Source organism: Corallincola platygyrae (assembly GCF_039544265.1).
GTDB lineage: Bacteria > Pseudomonadota > Gammaproteobacteria > Enterobacterales > Neiellaceae > Corallincola > Corallincola platygyrae.
This window is the reverse complement of record NZ_BAABLI010000005.1, coordinates 53542-76311: the sequence shown is the minus strand read 5'-3', so window position 1 is coordinate 76311 and position 22770 is coordinate 53542. Positions and strand designations below refer to the sequence as shown.

Here is a 22770-nt window from a genome sequence, read left to right as displayed (position 1 = left end):
AAAGGCAGGAAAAGATCAGCGCGGGAGATCAAGAAATTAAGCGCCGGAAAAAGAACAATGCAAATATGAGAAACAGAAAGGAAAAGCTTGAGCCGTATTACCCCAGCATTTTTACGATAACGAATGCAACTAAACTGCAAATAAGAAAAAGAGCAAAAGCTTTCTTAAGTTTAGATGGTTCGGCGGGCACCCCACCATAACCATTTTCCTTGCGGTTTCCAGGCCAGAAGAACAACGCAGCATTCGGCCCCGGCAGGCAGTAGATTGCAGAAAGAAGAATCGGCCATCCGACATCTTTCACGCGCGCCACGGTGAAAAACCAACTCATGATCAAAGCGATCAAGCCCATTAACAGGCGATCTAGCGTAAGTTCATAACCCGCGATCCATCCAAAATTTACGTGCGAAACTTTGTTTGTATACATGGGCAATACTTTTGAGAGCAGTAACGGCGCAGCTATCCAGGCAACAAACGAATTGATAATAAAACTCACCCGTCCAGCTCTGGGCGTTTGTGCTGACTTCTTACGGCTCGATTGAATCGACTTAGACACCTTGCGCCCCAAAGAGGCCTTGCGAGGCGCAAACAGCTTTTCTGTACAGGTTTTGCAATAGCGGCTGGTTTCAATCACCTGGATTTGGTTGGAGGGAAAGTCTCCGCCGCAGGATGAGCACTTCATCGGCTAATCTAGATTTACTTGGTTGAACTCACAGGCCGAAACCATACTAGGTTTCGGCTTGAAACCGAATAGTTAACTGTCATCAAACTTCACATAACTGGTAGCCGACAATACAAGCCAGCGCCATGAACACGATGATATTTTTTGAAATGAAGCTATGTTTTGGGAGCATCTTCGGCACCATTAGCGGAGAACTCAATCACCCTAAACCGGGTTAGTCTTTTAGTTCTGACACAATTGAAACGTTCAACTCTTCATCTTCACTCGGTGGTTCAAAGTACTGTGTAACAAGCATAAAAATCTCTTCAGTATCAAACTGAGCCCGTTCTGGCTGTTCAATACGCCGTTTAGCTATCTGCTCAAGGCACTGCTCGTGGGATACATTCAGATAGACCAACTCATGCTCACAACCAACCTCATCGCATAACAGCTTAAACCAAGCCCTTTGCCGGACCATGTTTGCAGGAAAGTCCATCACCACACTGGTACCTGCGCGAAGAATCTGTTGCACATGCTCTTTAATGAAGGGTTTGATTATGTGAGAGTATTTTCGGTAGTCATCAAAGGACTGAAGCTGCTCAGAGTAGTGTGCGGCCAACCACTCATCTTCAGAAATAAGCACAGCCTGATGCTCGACAGCCAGTTTTTTCGACAGCGTCGATTTTCCTGCGCCCATCTTGCCACAGAAGAAAGTGAGTTTGCCAAGTTGTTCCATGCCGGTTCCCTGCAGTGGTTCTCTAGAAACAATCGATTAATACTGATTGGTTAGATATACCGAAACTATTCAAAAAGACCGCCTTAAAGCGCCTGAAGCAGCTCGAAAGATAAGCCGTACCTCTAGTCATTCACCAAATTGATAAATTTGGTTGCCAATACTAGTGTACTTACCAAAACGACCATTCAGTTACTTTTAGTTAGTTCGCACTTTGCATCTTAATCTACTGATCTTATTAGTTTTATTCCTCAGGTCACAAAACACTCTTAAATCTGGGCCATCCATTAAGCTCGCACAACGCCTTCTTAAATGGGGATAGGGATTAGCGAATACGAGCCCCGCGAAGCGTAGTGGGTATCGCCGCTCCTGCACATTAGCATGCCCCACGAAGTGTTTTGGGTACCATGTGCCCACGGCAAAGCTCACCCCGTGAAACGTAGTGGGTGTACGACCGCCATGGATGGCGGAAATGTCGAAAACGCAGGAGCAGTTTTCGACCGTTCGTCCTGTACATCGCCGCTCCTGCACATCCGTGTGCCCGCGGCATACCGTTCGTCCTGAACATAAAAAAGCCCGGAGGCATTCGCCAACCGGGCATCCAGAGAGAAAAACATTTACGTATGACAACCGACTATTAGACGCGTACTTGTTTCTCCTTTTGCTGAGCTAGGAGACGCTAGCGACCAGCGATTAATACTGTGCCATCTTCGGCACTTTCCTGGTTTTCCTGACGAGCTACCTCTTCTCCCATGATGGCGTTTAAAGATTCGTCCAGTAGTTCGCTAGCGCTGCGACTAAGTTCTTCACCAAGTTCGATAACGACAGTCTCAGCTTGCTGTTCAAGTTGGCCTGCCAGGTACTCAGAAATACTGGTATCCGTTGGGTTAGCCATAGCTGAAGTTGAGCCAATCAGAAGTACAGTTGCGATGCCGGTTGTCAGAGTATTCATGATGATTCCAAAGTTAGTTAATCAAAAGACACTTTGACTATTACAAGGTGTGTGCCAAGTTAGATAAGAAATCATATCTATATGTTTTGGTTGAATTTTATTGGATTTTAGTTGATTGGAGCTGCTCCCCATTAAAAATTGATCTTGGTCAATTTTGCCAGTGCGTTAGTATATTTGACCACTATTTGAATTGTTTGCCATGAATACAGGGAATGTCGAAGGTGAGGACGTTGTCTGCCCACAAAAAGCTCCCCTCACCCTACCCTCTCCATCTGGAGAGGGATCCAAGAAAGAGCATGCCCCACGAAGTGTTTTTGGTACCATGTGCCCGCGCCAGGCATATGACTGCCATGGATGGCGGAAATGTCGAAAACGCAGGAGCAGTTTTCGACCGTACTTCCTGTACACAGCGTGCCCCGCGGAACGTAGTGGGTATCGCCGCTCCTGCACGTCCATGTGCCCGCGGCATACCGTTCGTCCTGAACATCGCCGCTCCTGCACATCCATGTGCCCGCGGCATACCGTACTTCCTGTACATAAAAAAGCCGCCCATTTGGGCGGCGAAAGGTCCAACGGTCTGGCTGTTTAAACCGGGATGTGTAACTCACTGTCGTCAATCTTTTCATGGGGCAGTAGGCGAATCGCTATCAGCTGCATAATGGCAGCGATAAACAGGCCCAGTGCTTCACGGGTTTCTTCAATATAGGGGTAGCTGAAGCTCATGCTGTTTGAGAACCCCATGCCGTCGCTGTTAAAAAGAAATTCGACAATACTTGGGGAGTACCAAGCGCAGATAACAAGCGACAGCATGGCACCGGCCCAGAACAATGGGCGCTTGGCATAACCAAAAGTCATCGCTAAAAAGTGCAATGCCAATGCGCCATACCCTATCACCCAAGGCAAGCTATCGGGGTCATTCAGTTGCACAAAAGCAAAGGCTGCAAACACTGCGGCGCAAATTGCTCCATACCATCGCATCATTTGTACTCCCTTTCGTTTTCAAACTGTTTCATCGTTCCAGAGCATCGTAGCTCCTGCACATTAACATGCCCCACGCAGTGTTTTGGGTACCATGTGCCCGCGGCATACGACCGCCATGGACGGCGGAAATGTCGAAAATGCATGGAGCAATTTTCGACCGTACGTCCTGTACATCGTCGCTCCTGTGCATCCATGCACCCGCGACATACCCTACGTCCTGTAGGTAAAAATTGGCGGCCTATAGCGGCCGCCATGCCTTACATGCCGCTTTTCTCTATGCAAGGAAACCTGGGATACCGCCGTTACTGTTGCCGTAGCTACCCCAGCCCAGTCCCATGGCATTTGCCAGATCTAAGAACAGGTTTGAGCTGCCACGGTTTCCGGCATCGACGACCACGCCCTGATTGATGGCACCATTACCACCACCAATGACGTAAACGCCGGCATTCTCCTGCTGGTGGTTACCACCGCCCATCTCTGACATCATCAAAATCATGGTGGTATCAAGCAGGGTACCGCCGCCAGTCGGATCCTGACGTGCCGCCAGTTCATCACACAGGTACTTCACCATCATGTTGTACCAACGGGTCTGTGCATCAAACAGATCGTTCTCGTTATGTGAGCTGACGTGGCTCTTAGTCTCGTTGTAAGTCAACTTCGGAGGGAAAGCGAAGTCGCCCATGTAAGGGTGAATGCTTTCAAAGTTAATCTTCAGCGACTCGTCCTGCGCCGACATAAACTGGAAGGTAGCAACACGGGTCAGATCGTACTCCATCGCATAGGCGATATTGCGCATCTGAGCCTGGGTCACCAACTCTGCTTCCTCATTGATGCCCGTCATGGATACGGCCGGACGATTGAGACCACTGAGGTCGAGGTTACTGTTCAGTACGCTTTGCAGATAAGCAAGAGACTCCTCGTGAGTCTGCAGTTTGGCAGTCTGTCTGGCGTTCAGCGGATACGCCTGCAGCAGGTCTAGGTTCTCATGCAGAGTATCCAGCACCCGCTTACGGGTCTCCGTTGCCGGATCGGTACCGCCGCCACCTCCACCGCCAAGGGCGGCGAAGTATTTGTCGTAGATAGACTGGGGATCATCATTAGGAATGATCTTATTGCCGTTTTTATCCGTGAATGGGTGGTACTCCTTGTCGGTCTTCATCGATGACCAGAGCCCCATATGGATATTGTTGTTCAGGGTGCCAGCGTTAAGCGCCTCACCAATGGCGACATCAATGGTGGGCGAGTAGTCATGGCCACCGGAGAAGATGCCACGGCAAGCTTCCGGGTGACCGGAGCTGCCGCCATGTCCAATAAAGGAGAGGTTCTTAAATGCCACCATGCGGTCGGCATAGGGTGCCAGTGGCAGTAGCGGGCTATTAGCCATGCTGGCCTGACTCAGCTCGTTACCGTAGCTGTGCCAGCTGTCCCGCTTACAACCGTTAGGATAAAACACCACTATCAGGCGTTTCGCTGAGTTACCCGCCGCATGGGCCTTACCTGCCACCAGAAACTGGCTGGCGAAAGGCACGGCCATGCCTGCCATCGCCAGAGAGCGGAGGAATTCACGACGCTGCATTTTGTTCTTTAATACTTTCATCTTGCTCTCCTCCCTTACTTACGCAGGATGTAGTTTTGGGTTTGGGTCATATCAACCATCAGTTCCAGGATGGAGCGCTGACTGCCGTCCTGCTTGAACTGGTCGCCGAACACCTGCAGCGTACAGCTGTCTTCCACTTCCTCTCGCTGCCCTCGGGTGGCGCGATACCACTGACGAGCGAAACAGGCTTTACCGTGACGGCTGGTGGCGATGAGGTCCGCCAGCTCAGTCATGGTGCTGAAGTTATGGATAGGATCCGATGCCGTCAGGAAGGTCTCCGCGGACAACAGACTGCCGATGTAACCACTGGCATCTACTGCTTTCACCGTGCCGTCTGGCGTGGTTTCGGTGGTGCGGAACAAGCCACGATTATCATAGCTTTCCAGACCGAACCCGATGCCGTCGATGTACTGGTGACACGCCGCACATGGTTCCTGAATATGAGTTTCAAAACGCTCACGAACGGTCTTCGATGGGTCAGTAATCGGTTTCAGTTCAGCCCCCACAGGCGGTGGCGGGAAGTCCTGACACATCAGATTGCGACGAACAAACAAGCCACGTTTTACAGGGTGTGTGCTCTCACCGTTAGCTGATGCCGCCAGGATAAAGGCATGTCCCAACAGACCGGCACGGTCAGCATTGTTACCACTGTAGTTAACCTGTTGCCAACCTGCACCACCCGGCCACGGCAGACCGTAGTGCGACGCTAGCTCCTGGTTCATGTAGCTGTAGTTTGCTGTCATCAGCTCATCATAGGTGCCACCACCGAACACGATCTCGCGGACAAAATAATGCGTTTCTTCGCGCATCAACACCTTCATCTCATCACTGACCTGGCCATCGATATGGCGGTTAGTGCTGAGCCAGCCTTCAATAAAGCGGTCAAAGGCAACTTTGGCTCGGTCATCTGCCAGCAGGCGCTCTACCTGAGTTTTAATCTGACCTGTGCTGCTGAGCTGGCCGCTGTCCGCAGCACTCATCAGTTCAGCGTCCGGCGTGGTCGCCCAGTAAGTGTAACTAAGCAGAGACGCCACTTCGTAATCGGTCAGCTCAAAGTAACCGGCGCGATCACCGGTCGTGATCTCCTGTCCCACTTCACTGCGATACAGCATCAGCGGCGAGGAGAAGATACCCACCAGCAGACCACTGTCGCCTTCGGCGGAGTGCAGCGATTTAAGCTGGTTGAACTCAGTGGCGCTTAGCGGACGACGGAACGCACGCTTACCGAAGCTGTTGATAATACAGTCAGTGTTACCACTACATTCCGGCGCTAGGTCGTTCAGGCTACCCACCATGCCGACCACCAGCTCCGCCGCATCCATGTAACCAGACACGTGCTCGTTGGTGAAGATGGCATTGGCGTCAGTCTTAAAGCCGTTGACGGCAATATCCTGCGGTACCGAGTCAGTGACGTTAACGTCGTTCTGCAAGCCAAGCAGATCGCGCACAGAGTTGTTGTACTCGTAAGCGGTCAGCAGGCGGAAACCACGATCCGGCGGAACCATATCGGCCAGGCTGGTGGCATCACATAACTCATCCGGCACTGTGTACGCTTCTTCGTAGACCATAGCGGCCACGTCTGCCGCACAGTCGCCGACACAGGCACCTACATTACCTTTCGGCATGCTTACTTCAATGTAATCGGTCAGATCTGCCAGCGTCATTCGGCTGGCAATATCCATCAGACTTGGTGATCCACCGCCTTCGGAGCCATGACAACCGGCACACATCTGCTGGTACTGTTCACGGCCTGCTTTATGGGTGTCTTCAATGCTTTCGAACACCGCGAGCAGGGTTAATGACAGCGCATCTTCGATCACCAGCTTGGTGGATGGGCTGTTGGGATCCAGTAGCAGGGCGGTACCAGTGCCTTCCCAGCCAGCGAAGCGCTGTCCCGGGCCAGCTTCGTCTGCGACTACGTCGGCAACGGTGCCCGCAACAAACAGCTTACTGGTAAGGTTCGCAGTGCTGCCTGGCAGACTGATGCGACCATTCTGCACCTGTACCTGGGTACCAGCAGGTGCACCATCTACCTCTGGCGCCTGCGCCAACCAAGCGTTGTCAGCAAACCAGACATTGGTTGAGCCGCGGGTCAGGATCAAGTCGTCGGTCTGACACTCATCACTGCCACAGTTAAAGATAAGGTTGACGCTGTTGGTACCACCAAAGAACTCCTCTTTGATCAGCATACGTTTCCAGAGGCCACCGTATTCAGGTGAGGCTTCCATCTCTGTGCCCGGCCAGATGCCCAAGCCCTGAGTTTCGTTGCCTTGTGGACCGTACCAGGTATACATGCTGGCTTGTGCCCAGTTGCCCGGTTGCTGGAAGTAGACATAGAAACCCTCACCCAGGTTTTCTATCTGGATCTGCGCTTCCTGACCTTCACCAGTCACAATGCGAAGCGTGGTAACACCCGCGGTGGTACCGCCAGTCACCAGACCCGACGCATCTACCGTTGCAATGCTGGTGTCATCCACACTCCAGGTCACGTCATAGGTGATGCCGTCACGGCCATCCACATGATTTCCGACAGCCACTAACTGCTGAGTCCCGCCGGCTAACAAGGTGATATCACCCGGCACGACTGCGATGCTGTCATATGAACCACTGTTACCTGATTGTGTCGATACGCTGCTGAATACCGCTGGCGAACTGCCTTCAGCGTTGTTGGCAACCAGCTGGTAGTAGTAAGCCGTACCGGCACTCAGGCCCGAATCGACATGGCTAACACTGTTTGCAGCTAAGTCGACCAACAGCTCCCAGTTATCATTTGGCTGCAAACGACGGTAGAGCTGATAGCCGGTTTCGTCCTCGGCATTGTCTGTCCAACTCAGGCTGATCGCTGTTGATGACAACGCCTGTGCTGAGAAGTTAGTTGGCTTGGCCGGGCCAGAGCCTACTAGCAACGTCATGCTGTCAGATGCGCCGTTCACAGTCGCCATGATGGTCACTTCGCCTGCGGCACGCGCCACCACCTGAACAGAGCTGCCTGTTGCGCTACTCAGATCCAGAATGGCCGGGTCACTGGAGTTCCAGATCACCGTTTCTGTCACCGGTGCAGTAAAGCCATTGTCATAAAGATCTGCGACCGATAGCGTCACCGTTTCGTTAAGCTCTGGCGCCTGATTAGAAACCGCAAGTTCAACCCCAGTCACAATGGCATTCTGCGCACTGATCCACTGATCAAACAGGCTCACAGCCAATGGATTGGTGTACTTGGAGCCCTTCGGCATACGGTTGCCATCGGTGGTCTGGAATACATACACCACACTGTTTTCAGGGTGGAATGGATCGACACGGTAGAGGTCGCCACTGGTGCCGACACCCACAATCTGCTTGTCACCGATAGGCGTTTCATAACGCAGGTCCATAAAGCTTTCGCTCTGGTGACAGTGGGCACAGTTAGTGTCCATGTAGGTATAAGCACGTTCATTGACATCCGCCGTGGTGTCTGCCGGATCGACAAACGCCGGGTAGCTGCTGGCATTGCCAAGAGGCTGATCAAACATGCCGATAAAGTCTAAAGTACGCAGCTGGTTATCAACCATGCTTGGGTACTGCGCATCACCGTTGAGCTGGCGGGTAAACATCGACAGTGGATCCTTACTACCGTTGCCGACGTGACAGCTGGCACATTCGTTACCCGTGCGGATCACACGCTCGCGGCTGACCAGTGCACCATCCACCCACTCATTGACGTTGATGGTTTCAAACTCGGTGACCAGGTCGGCGTCAGTCAGGCTGGCGTTCCACTTATAGTTGGCTGCTTCCCAACCGCTGACCTGCTTAAACAGTACCGCCGTGTTTACCGGGCGTGTGTTGCCGTCAGCATCGGTGGTCACTTCAAGGTGCTTAATCAACACTGAGCCAACTGGGAAGGTCCAGTTGCCGTCTTCGGCAAAGGTGAGCACCTGATCATTTGGGATCGCCATGTAGTGAGTTGCGATGGCGCCATCAAACCAGGCATCAGAGTTCAACTCGTAAGGGATCAAACCGCTTGCTGGAATACGCTGGGCCACGTCACTGAATATTCCGGTGTCGGAAAGCTTAGCGGGCACAATGGCCTGCTGAGCATCTTGATCGACCACACGATAGATGCGGGAGCTGCCATCACCAAATTCAATACCGTAAGTGGTAATGAAGATGTCAGAGCCGTCCAAGCCAGTGCCAAACGAAGCGATGTTCTCAGGGAAGGCGTCAGATAATGTGACTTTCTCTTCGCCCTGGGCAATAGACCAGATCTTCTTCGAGTTGTAATCACCGAAGATAAAGCGGCCGTTCAAGCCCGGCAGCTGGTTTCCTCGGTAAACAAAACCACCGATGATCGAAGAGCTACCGGTATGGTAGAAGCCACCGACAGGCGGTACGAAGTCGATTTCACAGCTCAGGTTACTGGTGTTATCACCACCCAGCTCACCACGGTTAATTGGACCTTCACAGATCGGCCAACCGTAGTTTTTACCTGGCTCAATGATATTGACCTCTTCGTAGCCCTGCTGACCCACTTCGGTTTCCCACAAAGTGTAAGGTGCTACGGTATCAAACGCCCAGCGCCATGGGTTACGGTGGCCGTAACTCCAGATCTCATCCAGTACATTAGGATCACCTACAAACGGGTTGTCGGAAGGAATTGCGTAGTACTTACCGTCGACCGGCGAATCCAGCACTTCGATACGGATCATGCTGCCGCGCAGGTTGTCTGTTTCCTGCGGGCTGTTGTTAGTGCGCGGATCTTCAGGGAAGGATTGGGTCGCACTATGACCATAAGCACCATCACCGATACTCAGATACAGATAACCCTCGGTCGGATGGAACTGCAGCATGCCACCTTTGTGGTCAGGGCCAAACTGAGGCACACGCAGTATTTCCACCTTGGAATCTGCCACCACGCCAGCGGGGTTTGCTGGGTCCGCCATGGTCCAACGCTCAAGGATAGCGTCACCATAGTTACCGCCATCACTCTCATTGTCGTTAAGACCATGGATGTAATAGATATAGAAATAGCCGTTGTTAGCAAAGTCAGGATCGAACGCCATGCCGATCAGCCCCTGCTCATGGTAGTCGCGTACCACGTTGCGGATATCCAGCACGGTAGTGACTTCTAGTTGTGTGACATCACCACGATTTGGGAAGGCGTAGATACGACCCGGTTTATCTACCACATAGAGCAGGTCGTTGAAGCCATCGTGCAGTACCAGAACGGCCGCACCAAACACGCCTTCAAGATTTGGAAACGCATTTTCGAAGCCGTAGTTGCCGCTAGACACCTGGCCTGTGGTTGGGAAGTTCAACGGCTGCGCCAGTTGTGGGCGAGAAGCATAGCCATAGCCGCTATCCACCACAGCAATGGTAAAGCTGTCTGTTGCTGTGCTGCCATCACTGGCCGTCACAGTGAGCGTCACCGCAATATCGCCCTCTGTTGCAAGCACTGGAGTCGTCACAGAGAAACCTTCTAGCGTGCCCCACTCAGACGACGTCCATTCATAGCTAGTGATATCGCCTTCCGAACCCTCAGCTGTAAGTGTCACACTGCTATTGATATTGACCGTGCGGTCACCCCCGCTGACAGCGGTAATCGGCGACGTGACACCGCAGGCTGCAGCGGTGATCCACTGGCCGTCCTTGTAACAGTTATTGTTGCCACTGAAGGTCAGATCCTGAGTCTGATTATTACCCGCATCGCTAAAGATAACGCTGGTAGACACCGCGTTGTCGCCGATATCGAGATAGAACAGGTTATCGCCATATTCGGTCAGTGCTTTGCCAGGCCAACCGTTGGAAACAACTGAGCCTGCTGGCGCTTCGTTCCAGGTGTAAGCCGTTGGTGTCGCCCAACCGTTCCCGTTGTAGTAGAAGATGGCACGACCCGCAGGATGGTTGTAATCCTTACCCTGGCCGTAGCTACAAGTGGCCATATCGACCCAGGCACCGTCTTCATAACAAGGGGTTTCGTGAGTAAAGGTCTGGTCCGGGGTTTGGTTCGCACCACTGTCATTAAACACCACACCCAGAGAGTCAACATGGACGCCAAAGTCATAGCGATACCAAGTGCCGTCGATGTTAGTCAGCGTTGCACCTGGCCATGTGGTCGTCGCCACCGCCCCCGCAGGCACGGAGTCAAAGAAGTGTGCCGTTGGTGAAGCGAAGCCAGCGCTGTTTTTGAAATAGAGAACAGAGTTTTCCTGCGGCGCAGACACGGTTACTGTCACTTGGTCGGTCGCCACCAAGCCACTGTCGTCTGTCACGGTCAGAGTGACTACGTAACTGCCCGCGGTGTCATAAGTACGGTTCGCCGTTTCACCAGTGAGCATGTTGCTCCAGGACCAGGAAACAATGGAGCCATCGCTGTCGTAGGAGGCGGAGCCATCAAATGTCACTGTTTGACCGACTGTGGCCTGAATATCTGCACCGGCGTTCGCAACCGGAGCCACCTGAGGCACGATGATTTCGAATCCACAGGATTCCAGTGTTGCCCAGGCACCGTCTTTGTAACAACCCTGCCCATCTGACGCCAGATCACCGGTTTGGTTGGCACCGTTGTCATTAAAGATAATGTTGAGGCTTTGCAATTCAGCACCAAGGTTATGACAGTAGTAGTCACCCTTGGCAGTCATCGCAACGCCTGGCCAATTCACCTCTGTCAGTACGCCTGCGGGTGACGCTGCCCAGTAATAAATAGTTGGATTAGCAAAACCCGCGGCATTGTCGTAACAGATGCTGGTTGCTTCAATCTCAATCGGGTCAACTGGAATAATCACGGTTTGTTTGGTGGCCGTAATATCCTGGTTACCGTCATTGAAGGTGATCAGGTAATCCCCCGCCCCTTCGGTGATTAGGAAATCTTCTGCCGGATAAGCTTCAGTCCAGTCTGTGTATCGAGTGATCTTAAAGCGTGGGTTATCAGCGCCGAAAGTCGCTGTAAGCTCCCACAATCCGGTTTCACTGTTTTGGGTCATGGCTGTGGTAGCCCAGCCATTAGAGGTTCCACGCAGGTAAGCGTTGTCCCAGTTGAAGCCACCACCACAGTTAGTGGTGCACTCGCCCGTGACTTCGGCGCCAACGTGGATCGCCGCCGAGCTGTAGGCCGCGACTGTGAATGTCGCGTTACCTGCGCTGTCGACAACAATCTCTGTGCCGTCACAGCTGCCGTTTGCGGTGTCGTAGTCACTGTTGACTACATCACAATAAGTGCCTGCCGCCATGCCGGTGGCAAAGCTTTGGCTCAACACGCCATCTTCACGGTTAATGACCACAAAGCCATTGCCACTGCGGCCAAATGCGATGCGGTTATTGCCATTATCCCACCAGTTGCTCACTGCAGAACCACTGGTGAAGTTGCGGAAAGAGACCATGTTCGCGATAGGACGCCAGCGGTGCTCACACTTCCAGTCGTCGGCAAAACAGTTCAGGGTATTGCCATCATGTACTCGAATTCCCGGCGGCCCTCTGTCGGTTTCAACCTTGCTGTTAACGTCACCGAACTGGTAACTGGACATGACTTTGGGATAGCCGTATGGCCAGGCCAGCATATAGACGTTGGCCAGATCGTAGAGAGCGCCATCTTTGAAGGTCAGTACGTTAGCGCCACCGGCACCATGACCACGCTGGTTATCGTGGTTATCAGTAAATACGACCGCTTTGTCATCGGCCATAAAGCCCCAGCCAGTGCCGAAGTTATTCAGCCAGCTGAGTTGCCCATTCTTGAAGGTATCGCCAATTTTGGCTGAGTACTGAAACTCAGTCACATCAGCAATATCGGTATATTCATCACGGCTGATCGCTTCGCCACCGAGGTCGATCACTTCCTGGAAGATATAAACAGGGGCTGAGAGTTTGTTCTGGATCGCCTGCACATCGGCGGGCTCCATATGTTTGGCAGCATCAATACGGAAGCCGGTGACCCCAAGGCCAATCATCTCATTCATGTAGGCGGCGATGGTATTTCGCACATCATCGCGTCCGGTTGCCAAATCCGGCAATCCGGGAATGTTACAGTTACGCACCCGCCAGGCATTGGTGCCATAGTCCTCTTGGGTGACATCACAGTTGTTGTTGTGAAAATGCTGGGAGTTGTATTCCGGATAGTTGCTACCGAATGAGTAGCTGCTACCCGATGTGCCAGTGCCACTGCCACCGGCCATATGGTTAACCACCGCGTCGACGTAGATCTCAACGTCCACTGCGTTACAGCGATTTACCATATCGATAAATTCGGCGCGGGTACCGCTGCGACTGTTATCGATGCTGTAACTGACAGGTTGATATCGAGTCCACCAGGCATCGCCCTGAATATGCTCGTTGGGGGGTGAGACTTGAACCGCAGAGAACCCTTTTGGTCCCAGCTGCTCCTCACACTCGATGGCAATATCGCTCCATTGCCATTCAAACAGATGCACAAATGCAGTTCGCGGCTCTGCACTGACTTGGGCTGATATGCCCAAAGCGCCCGCAGCAACCACGCCCACCAGGCTATGCCTTATGGTCTTTTTTAACACGGCGGCCTCCTCGCCATTGGTCGCCCGGCCAGGAAGCGGTCCCCAGAGGCCAAGCGTTGTAGGGTCTCAGATTGGTCGGGCCCGGCTTATGTTAACGATATCTTCTAGGGTCTGTTGGCCTTTGCTGCATGGTTTTCACGCAATTTGTTGCTGATTTAGCCGAGGCGGAGGTCATGTAGTTGATTGAACATCAACAAATGACCGACAACGACGGATAAAGCGTCTACAAATGCGTCCCGAAGGGTTCGTTGAAACGCCCTTTGCGCTGCGTCATTCGCCACTCACATAGATGTCTATGCTTCGCGGCTCACTTCTTGCTCAAAGCGCGTTTCATTCGAACAAAACCTTTACACCAAAGGTCGCCAGACCCTGGTATCATTTCTTGCCGTTTCGCCCGCGATTTATGATCCAAAAATGAATATAAATCGAACATTAGCGGTACTATTAGTGCACAAATTAGGGGCATATTTGTACAACTTTTGACGGGGCATTGCATAGTTTGTGAGCATTTTCACAAATCTGTTACCGATATCATTGTAATTTTAACATTCACTGATGAATGCACTGTTTTTGAAATCAATAAGTTAGATTGAGCAAGCCGATTGGAGCACTTGAATGAGTGCAAAAAACACCTTTGCATCTCACAAAAATCCAGCTACCGTCAAAATCTCGACACTGGCTATTTGCAAAAGATTACCGTTGATTTTTTATGCAGAATTGCCTCAAATCGTCAGAAGTACATTTTCGAAAAACGCGCGCTGAAAGAGATAAAAGAGGCCCGCAAGATTCGCGAGCGAAAGAAACAGAAACAGAAACAGAAACAGAAACAGAAACAACAAAAACATAATAACAATAACTAAAAAGCTGAAGCTGAGGTCTCCCATGCCCTATCAACCGATTACGCCGCTGCATTTCGAGGCGCACACCCAAACCGTGCAAGCCAGCTTTCAGGTGCGTTTTGATTATCCAGTTTGCTTTACCCGTGATGCACTCAACCCACGTAATCCCCTGCTCGCTAATCTGGTCAAAGCTAATCTGGTAAAAACAGAACATTGCCAACCCCACGCACCTAAACTGCTGCCAGTTATCGACAGCGAAGTGATGCATCATCACCCTCAATTGACTCAACAACTGGTGACTTACGGTAAACGCCACCAGCTCGAAATGCAGCCTTTTGAAGTGGTCAGAGGCGGTGAGATCTGCAAACAAGAGCCAGACGCTATGCTGCAGGCACTTTATCGTCGTATCGCTGATGAACAGATCGACAGGCACAGCTATATCTTGGTGATTGGTGGAGGGGCAGTGCTCGATGCGGTAGGTTATGCGGCAGCTACCGCGCACCGAGGCGTGCGATTGATCCGAATGCCCACCACAACCCTGGCGCAAAACGATGCGGGGGTTGGTGTTAAAAACGCCGTCAATCATCAACAACGTAAGAACTATCTGGGCACCTTTGCGCCACCGTTTGCTGTTATCAATGACTTTGATTACCTCACTACCCTGTCTGATAGAGATAAGCGGGCAGGTATTGCCGAGGCGCTGAAAGTCGCCATTCTCAAAGATGCCGAGTTCTTTGACTTCCTCTATCAGCAGCGAGAGCCACTGGCCAGTTTTGAAACCCATGCGATGCAGCACATGATAAAACGCTGCGCCGAATTACATTTAGCCCATATTACTGGCAACGGTGACCCGTTTGAGATGGGCTCAGCACGACCACTGGATTTTGGCCATTGGTCAGCACACAAATTGGAAGCACTGTCCGGTCACCGCTTGCGCCATGGTGAAGCAGTCGCCATCGGCATCGCGCTGGATTCGCTGTATGCCTGGCAAACCAACCGTATCGATAGAGCATTGTGTTGTCGTATTCTGACCTGTATCGAAACCCTGGGGTTCGCGCTTCATTGCCCCGAGCTTGGCGAGATGCAGATGACTGACGCACTCGATGAGTTCAGAGAGCATCTTGGCGGACGGCTTTGCATTACCTTGCCAACCGGGTTGGCGCAGGCTGAAGAGGTTTCGGAGATTGACGCAGACCTGATGCAGACTTGCGCACAATGGCTGACACAAGAACAGTTGCCACATCGCCAACAGCCAAAAGACGCGACCTACGACTAGGGTAGTAAATATGAAATTCAAACCCTGGCTGCAGCTGATCCGACTGCCTAATGGATTCAGCGCTATCAGCAATGTCGTGGCCGCCTTCCTGATCGCCACACAGGCAAATGGCGACATCGGTCAACTGTTTATCCTAGTTTGCGCCAGCCTCTGTTTTTTTCATGGGGGCATGGTACTCAACGATTGTTTCGACTTTAAAGAAGACAGTCGCGAGCGTCCCAGTCGTCCATTACCCTCCGGCGCCATCAAGCAAACCAATGCGTGGAAAGTAGGGTTTGGATTGTTAGTCTGTGGATTAGGACTTTGTTACCTGCTCGGCAAACAGAGCTTTTACATCGGGCTGGCACTGGCCATCAACATTGTGCTTTACGATGCCATCAGGCACCAGGGCTGGCTCGCTGCCTTGTTGATGGGGGGCTGTCGTTACCTCAACTGGCTGTTAGGGTTGTCGGTTATCGAACTTAGCCCGCTCTGGGCGCTGCTGCCTCTGCCTCTGTTGGCCTATATTGTGGCAGTGACCTTGCTCAGCCAGCAGGAGACCAAAGCCAGCTCACCCAACAAGCTCTGGCAAGTCGCGCTGGCATTGAGCGTCTCGCAAATCCTTCTGGTGGCTCTTTGGTTTGGACAAACCGTTCACGGCTATCTGTTCCTGCTGATGAGCCTGTCAGCCTGGCTAATGTTGATGCTAAAACTGCGATATCTGTATCAAAACTTCACGCCGAAATCCGTCAAACAGCAGGTCATCATGCTATTAAAAGGGATAGTGCCGTTTGACGCATTGTTGCTGATAGCGGCCGGGTTACCTCTGGCGGCATTAGCCTTGTTACTTTTGATGCTACCAGGAGGCTTTCTGGCTAAGCGGATCTATATGACATGACAGCTAAGATAGAGTTGGACGCACATTCGTTACTCGAATCGCTTCAAGACGCAACCAAACAGCAGTTAGCTCCGGCGCAGAAAGACTGGCTTACGAGCTCACTGGCACATGTCCAAACAAAGCTGAAGTGCGCCGCAGATTCCCCTAAAAAAGTCAGTTGTATGCTAATCCCAATACTGGACGAAGCAGGCCACCAGCTGGGCCCAGCTCCTTTGCAATGGCAGACCCATATCAAGCTTGCGTCAGAGAGCAGCGTGTTGCCGTGGCAGCCTCAACATTGGACCCTCTCCGATGCTGGCCGTGTATTACTGCAGTCTGCATGTGTTGAGCCCAATCTTTTTGCCAAAGAATCAGACTGCCTTGAAAACAGGCCGGAAAATCGATGCCAAAATACCTTAGAGCAGCTATACAAGCGGGGAGATGAAAGTGAGCGAGGTGCATTATTAAAGGCCTTAGTAATGCTTGATCCCAAAGGTGACAGCCTTGAGTTCGCCGTGAATGCCTGCCGGGTAAACAGTCTGACACTGTTTATTTCGATCGCGCTTTTTAACCCCTACCCTGCACTGTTTTTTGATGATGCCGCATTTAATCAACTGGTACTTAAGTCGCTGTTTCAGGGGGTAGATATCGGCTACATCTGGGGGCTGGAAGAACGCCTTAATGATGATCTTTCTGTGATGGCTCAGCGTTATGTTGAAGAGCGGCAGGACGCAGGCCGATCGGTTCCTGACTCTATCTGGCGAGTGATCGATGTCAACTCGCTAACTGAGCGTTGCAAAGCCCTACTGACCGAATTACTGGCACAGCCAAATCACCCGGCGCATAAGGTGGTCCTAAGTGCGGTATCACGGTCAGGCATCAGCATAGCGGCGTTTGAAGCGCCTCACTGATATTGGCAGAAAAATCAGATATAAATCGGTTACAAAGGTGTTCTGAGCAACTCTCTTAAGCCAAAAACAACAATAACAATTATCCCAGACTCGGTTTCAGCAAAGGTTATCTGTATGCACTACTTCGACCCTCACATTCATATGGTGTCACGCACCACCGACGACTATCAGAATATGGCCAATGCGGGCATTATCGGCGTTATTGAGCCGGCGTTTTGGCAAGGTCAACCACGCACATCTGTCGGTAGTTTTGTGGACTATTACGATATGTTGATCGGCTGGGAACGCTTTCGTGCCAAGCAATTTGGGATCCTGCACTACTGCACCATTGGCCTAAATCCGAAGGAGTCGAACGACCTGTCTATTGCCGAAGAGGTGATGAAGCTATTGCCAGGCTATCTGTCCAAAGAGGGCGTGGTTGGCGTCGGAGAGATCGGCTATGACGATATTACGCCAAACGAAGAACGCTTTATGGCCGAGCAGATGGAGATCGCCAAATCGATGAATCTGCCAGTGCTGATCCATACCCCACACCGAGACAAACTGGCGGGTACCGAACGCACCATTGCCCTGATCAAAGAGATAGGCATAGATGAAAACCTGGTATTAATCGATCACCTGAATGAACAGACTTTGCCGCTGGTACTGGAAACCGAATGCTGGCGTGGCCACTCCATCTACCCCAATACCAAGATGTCGGAACCTCGCATGGTAAAACTGCTGCAACAGTACGGCACGGAAAAGATGGTGATTAACAGTGCCGCAGATTGGGGCGTCAGTGATCCTTTGAAGGTTCCAAAAACAGCACAGGCAATGCGCGAAGCTGGCTTCAGCGAGCAGGACATTTCTCTGGTGGCTTTTGAAAATCCGATTAACTTCTTTGCTCAGAGCGGTCGTATCAGCATTGATCAGGTGGCCAAGCCAGCCATCGATCAAACCCAGCTGTGGATGGATAACTCCGCACTCAGGGGACAAGAGCCAATTGTAGAGGCGGCACCAGAAGCAGACACAGAGAACAGCTAACCATGGTCTACACCCGCCAACAACTGGGTTATTGCTCTAATGTACACCCCGGCGAGGCTCTGCCCGATGTGTTGAAGAACATCGAGACAGTCGTTGCTGCTGTCAAAAAGCAGCGAGGCTTGCCAGAGATGGCGATGGGGCTCTGGCTAAGTGCCAAAGCCGCAGCAGAACTTCGACAAAGCGAATCCAGCTTTGAGCACTGGAAACAGGTACTTCGGACAACCGGGATCCAGTTGACCTCCATGAATGGCTTTCCGGCAGGCGACTTTCACCAACGCCGGGTGAAAGAGCTAGCCTACAAGCCCGACTGGTGCGAGGCGGCCCGACTCAAATACAGTGAGGATCTCGCCTGGGTATTGGCGCATTCACTACCAGACGCTACCCGTCATGGCACCATATCTACTTTGCCGCTGGGATATGCCCAAAACTGGACGGAATCAGACACTAAAGCGGCCGCAGAGCAACTTGTAAAACTCGCCCTGTTTCTGGCTACACTGGAACATCTGACGGGCAAACACATACAGTTCTGCATAGAGATGGAGCCGGCCTGCGTTCTCGAACGAACAGAACAACTGGTGACATTCTTTAATGGCCCACTGGCAGACGCGTGCAGTGCCAACGGACATCCAACCACCTTAATTCGACGCTATTTGGGATGCTGTTATGACATCTGCCATCAGGCTGTCATGCACGAAGATGTAACTGCGTCATTAGAGGCTATCCATCGTGCTGGTATCGCCATTGGTAAAGTGCAGGTTTCCAGCGCCTTGATAGCAAACAAACCAAACACTGAAGCAGGCAGGGCCGCCCTAGCTGACTTTGCAGAGCCAAGATACCTGCATCAAGTCGCTACGCAAATAAAGACCGAATGTGGCAAGCAAACACAGCGAATAGATGACTTGGCAGACCTGCTTGAGGGCAAGCAGCAACTGGATGCAGAAAAGCCCTGGCGCATTCATTTCCATGTACCTCTACAGTGGCAGCCGGAAGCCGTGAATGGATTCACGCCTCTGCTGGATACCACCAGTGGCACGATTTCCCAACTCTGTGAATTTCTCGCCAATCACCCAGAGGTAAGCCCGCATATTGAGGTTGAAACCTATACCTGGCAGGTATTGCCGACGTCAGAACGCCCTAACAATGATAGAGCGCTGGTTGAGGGTATCTGTAGCGAACTGGCATGGCTTGAATCACTGTTTGCTGAACATCAATTATTAGAAGAGTCTAACCAGACCGAGGAAGCGTCATGACCACCACTAAGTCACTGGTAATCATCAACATCGTTGGTCTAACGCCCGCCTTGCTTGGCAAACATACGCCTAACCTCAATAGACTGATAAACGAAGGTTTTTGCTGCCCGCTTGGGGAGGTGTTCCCAGCGGTAACCACCACCGCCCAAGCCAGCATGCTTACCGGTAGGCAACCCAATCAGCACGGCATTGTCGGTAATGGATGGTACTTGCGAGACATCGCAGAAGTGGCATTCTGGAAGCAGTGCAACCGATTGGTTCAGGGGGATAAAGTCTGGGACACGCTAAAACGCGAAGACCCAACCGCCAAGGTCAGTCAGCTGTTCTGGTGGTACAACATGTATGCCGATGTGGACTTTAGCATCACACCCCGCCCTCACTACCCGGCTGACGGCAGGAAAATCCCAGATCTCTACTCCTCACCCAAAGGCCTTCATCAGCAGATCGAAGAGAAACTGGGCGCGTTCCCCTTTTTCAGTTTCTGGGGACCAAAATCGGATATTAAATCCAGTGAGTGGATCGCGCAGGCAGCAAAATTAGAGTTCGATATGCATCAACCTAATCTGCAGACCGTTTATCTGCCTCACCTGGATTACAACATGCAAAAGCTTGGGCCAGACCATCCGGATATTTGGCAGGATGTCGCAGCCATAGACCAAGTTGCAGGCGATCTTATCGACCATCTGAAGGCTCGCGGTGCCGAGGTGTTGGTGGTATCTGAATACGGTATTAACCCCGTGAGCCAACCTGTGCACATTAATCGAGTGTTGCGTGAACACGGTTATCTGGAAGTCAGAGACTCCCTATCTTGGGAGCTTTTGGACCCAGGTGCGTCAGCCGCCTTCGCCGTGGCGGATCATCAGGTTGCCCACATCTATATCAAAGATCCGAGCAAACTCAACGAACTGCAGCGTTTACTAGAAAAACAACCGGGCATCGCACAGGTGCTCAACAGAGAGCAACAAGCCGCGCTGCATATCGATCATGAGCGCTCAGGAGAGTTGATCGCCATTGCCGCGCCAGACGCATGGTTTACCTATTACTACTGGCTGGATGAGGCCAAGGCGCCAGATTTCGCCAATACCGTAGATATTCACCGCAAGCCGGGCTACGACCCGTGCGAACTGTTTGTCGATCCCAGCATCAAGATGCCCATGCTTAAAGTGGTGTCACGTCTGATCCAGAAGAAACTGGGTTTCCGGATGCTGATGGACGTGATCCCCACAGATGCCACCTTGGTGAAAGGCAGTCATGGCAGGCTGGCCAGTTCCTCAGAGCATGGCGCGATTTTGATTGGTCCAAAAACAATTGCAGCAGACCATTATCAGATGACTCAGGTTCGCGAACTGATTGAGCAACTGACAATGGTAGGAAAGATTGCCACTGCATCACCATCGCCTGTATTAGCCTAACGGGCAAAAGTCACACTATTACACTAAGGTTTCTTTGCTAACTTGCGACCTTACCATGTTAGCGATATCTTTCTTCTCTAGTTTTAACATCAAATGGCCAGGAGGGTGATCGTTTGAAGAAGGGACAGGTTGTACTGTTAATGGGTGTGTCCGGTTGTGGCAAAACAACCATAGGAAGAATGCTCAGTGAAAAGCTGGGTTGGCGCTACTACGACGGTGACGTGTTTCATTCTCCCACCAACATCGCCAAAATGCGTCGTGGCGAAGCGCTGACCGACCATGATCGCGCCGGTTGGCTGGAAACACTTAGGCAGCTTATTCACGATAAAATTCAGAGTGGAGATAACGCTATCATTAGCTGCTCAACACTAAAGCGCGAATACCGAAAGTTGCTATGTTCCAACAATCCAGAACTACGATTACTGTTTCTTAAAGGCGATTACGCCACCATTCTACCCAGATTTAAAAATAGGAAAGGTCACTTCTTTACTGACGAGACACTGCTTCACAACCAGTTCGAAGTATTGGAAGAGCCCAGTGCCAATGAAGCGATTGCCATCGATATCGACAAAACAGCTGAACAGGTCACTGAAGACTGCCTCGACGCTGTCAGGGAATTCAAAAAAGCCAGCTAGGTTCGCTGGCTTCTCACCTTGGCACTATGACTCAAGACTCAAGCTAGGCGCTTTCTCGGCCCTTGACCTCAAAGCCCAAATCAATTCTCAACTCTTCGGCTTCTTCGCCCTGTAGTAACTTCAGAAGCTCCTGTGCGGATCTTCGCCCCACTTCATACCGTGGCGTAGCCACTGTTGTCAGAGAGGGTGAGGTAGACGCAGCAATCGGCAAGTTATTAAAACCGATCACCGACAACTCATGTGGGACACGAATATTTCGGCGTTGACACTCGAAAATAGCGCCGGCAGCCAAATCATCATTACAGAAGAAAATGGCATCCAGATCAGGCCAGCGCTGAACAAACTCTGCCAGTAGATTCGCGCCCATATCGTAGCTGGAAGCAGCCTGAGATGTGATCAGATATTCATCGCTTAAACCGGCTTTCCACATCGCTTCACGCCAACCGCGTAATCGCTGCTGAGCACGATGATCCATACGAGCGCCTGCAAAGCCGATACGTTTATGGCCTTTTTCAATCAAATATTCGGTTACCGAGCGACCAGCTTCAACCTGATCAAAACCGACACAGATACCCAGCGGGTTATCAGCCAGTTCCATCATCTCTACCACCGGGACATTGGCTTGTCCTAACATGCGGCGAGCACGCTCTGTATGTTGGCTGCCCGATAAGATCACCCCATCGACGGCAAATTGCAGGAAAGTTTCAATCAGGCGTTCTTCTTCCAGTGTGGAATAACCACTATGCCCAATAAGCACTTGGTAGCCTTCGGATAGCATTACCTCATCAACACCTTTTACCACTTCGGTAAACACTGCGTTGCTGAAAGATGGCACCAATAATGCGACAGTTTTGGATTGCGAAGAAGCTAATGCTCCGGCGGCACGGTTGGGAATGTAGCCGTTCTCGTCAATACAGCGTTGGATTTTTAAACGTAGTGCTTCTGAAACTTTATCAGGCGTTCTGATTGCCCGAGAAACAGTTATTTTGCTGACCCCAACTTTGGCGGCGATATCAGCTAGGGTTACGCGCCCAGATCCCTTTCGACGACGCTGACTACTCATGGATTCCTTTCTTCCTCTCTAGATTCAGCTTAATGCTCTAAATTTGACCAATAACAGTAATAAAGAATGCATATTATGCAAGCGTACCA

The 22770-nt window shown here is 51.5% G+C and carries 14 protein-coding genes; 7 read left to right on the top strand and 7 right to left on the bottom strand.

Going from position 1 to position 22770, the window contains the following annotated elements; genetic code table 11:
* Positions 1 to 97: 97 nt before the first annotated feature.
* The 6 genes from ABEA14_RS02925 to ABEA14_RS02900 all read right to left on the bottom strand — a co-directional run bounded on the left by ABEA14_RS02925 (position 98) and on the right by ABEA14_RS02900 (position 13416).
* Positions 98 to 679, bottom strand: coding sequence for a hypothetical protein (locus tag ABEA14_RS02925; protein ID WP_345338348.1), 582 nt, complete (start codon positions 677 to 679; stop codon positions 98 to 100).
* 214 nt (positions 680 to 893) lie between these two features.
* Positions 894 to 1394 (bottom strand): P-loop nucleotide/nucleoside kinase family protein, encoded by a 501-nt coding sequence (locus tag ABEA14_RS02920; RefSeq protein ID WP_345338347.1) that lies wholly within the window; start codon positions 1392 to 1394, stop codon positions 894 to 896.
* A gap of 676 nt (positions 1395 to 2070) precedes the next feature.
* Entirely contained in the window at positions 2071 to 2343 is a 273-nt protein-coding gene (locus ABEA14_RS02915; RefSeq protein WP_345338346.1) for a hypothetical protein, read from the bottom strand.
* A gap of 585 nt (positions 2344 to 2928) precedes the next feature.
* A complete protein-coding gene (locus tag ABEA14_RS02910) occupies positions 2929 to 3324 on the bottom strand; it encodes a transmembrane 220 family protein (RefSeq protein WP_345338344.1) in 396 nt (131 codons plus the stop codon).
* Positions 3325 to 3598: 274 nt separating this feature from the next.
* Positions 3599 to 4921, bottom strand: a complete 1323-nt coding sequence (locus ABEA14_RS02905; protein ID WP_345338343.1) for a DUF1552 domain-containing protein — start codon at positions 4919 to 4921, stop codon at positions 3599 to 3601.
* A gap of 14 nt (positions 4922 to 4935) precedes the next feature.
* On the bottom strand, positions 4936 to 13416 hold the full coding sequence (locus ABEA14_RS02900; RefSeq protein ID WP_345338342.1) for a starch-binding protein: 8481 nt from the start codon (positions 13414 to 13416) through the stop codon (positions 4936 to 4938).
* Between the two features lie 882 nt (positions 13417 to 14298).
* Here ABEA14_RS02900 and ABEA14_RS02895 point away from each other — a divergent pair.
* The 7 genes from ABEA14_RS02895 to ABEA14_RS02865 all read left to right on the top strand — a co-directional run bounded on the left by ABEA14_RS02895 (position 14299) and on the right by ABEA14_RS02865 (position 21618).
* Positions 14299 to 15531, top strand: coding sequence for a 3-dehydroquinate synthase (locus ABEA14_RS02895; protein ID WP_345338341.1), 1233 nt, complete (start codon positions 14299 to 14301; stop codon positions 15529 to 15531).
* Positions 15532 to 15541: 10 nt separating this feature from the next.
* Positions 15542 to 16408 (top strand): UbiA family prenyltransferase, encoded by an 867-nt coding sequence (locus ABEA14_RS02890; RefSeq protein WP_345338340.1) that lies wholly within the window; start codon positions 15542 to 15544, stop codon positions 16406 to 16408.
* Positions 16405 to 17298, top strand: a complete 894-nt coding sequence (locus ABEA14_RS02885; protein WP_345338339.1) for an EboA domain-containing protein — start codon at positions 16405 to 16407, stop codon at positions 17296 to 17298. The genes ABEA14_RS02890 and ABEA14_RS02885 overlap by 4 nt, the downstream gene beginning before the upstream one ends.
* Positions 17299 to 17412: 114 nt before the next feature.
* Positions 17413 to 18321: a TatD family hydrolase gene (locus ABEA14_RS02880; protein WP_345338338.1), complete on the top strand. Its 909-nt coding sequence runs from the start codon at positions 17413 to 17415 to the stop codon at positions 18319 to 18321.
* 2 nt (positions 18322 to 18323) lie between these two features.
* Entirely contained in the window at positions 18324 to 19571 is a 1248-nt protein-coding gene (gene eboE, locus ABEA14_RS02875; protein WP_345338336.1) for a metabolite traffic protein EboE, read from the top strand.
* Positions 19568 to 20983 carry an alkaline phosphatase family protein gene (locus ABEA14_RS02870; protein WP_345338335.1) on the top strand — a complete coding sequence of 472 codons (1416 nt, stop codon included), beginning with the start codon at positions 19568 to 19570 and terminating at the stop codon, positions 20981 to 20983. The genes eboE and ABEA14_RS02870 overlap by 4 nt, the downstream gene beginning before the upstream one ends.
* 113 nt (positions 20984 to 21096) lie before the next feature.
* Positions 21097 to 21618: a gluconokinase gene (locus ABEA14_RS02865; protein ID WP_345338334.1), complete on the top strand. Its 522-nt coding sequence runs from the start codon at positions 21097 to 21099 to the stop codon at positions 21616 to 21618.
* Between the two features lie 43 nt (positions 21619 to 21661).
* On the opposite strand, the gene gntR is transcribed toward ABEA14_RS02865, so the two are convergent.
* Positions 21662 to 22681, bottom strand: coding sequence for an HTH-type transcriptional regulator GntR (gene gntR, locus ABEA14_RS02860; RefSeq protein WP_345338333.1), 1020 nt, complete (start codon positions 22679 to 22681; stop codon positions 21662 to 21664).
* Positions 22682 to 22770 lie beyond the last annotated feature (89 nt).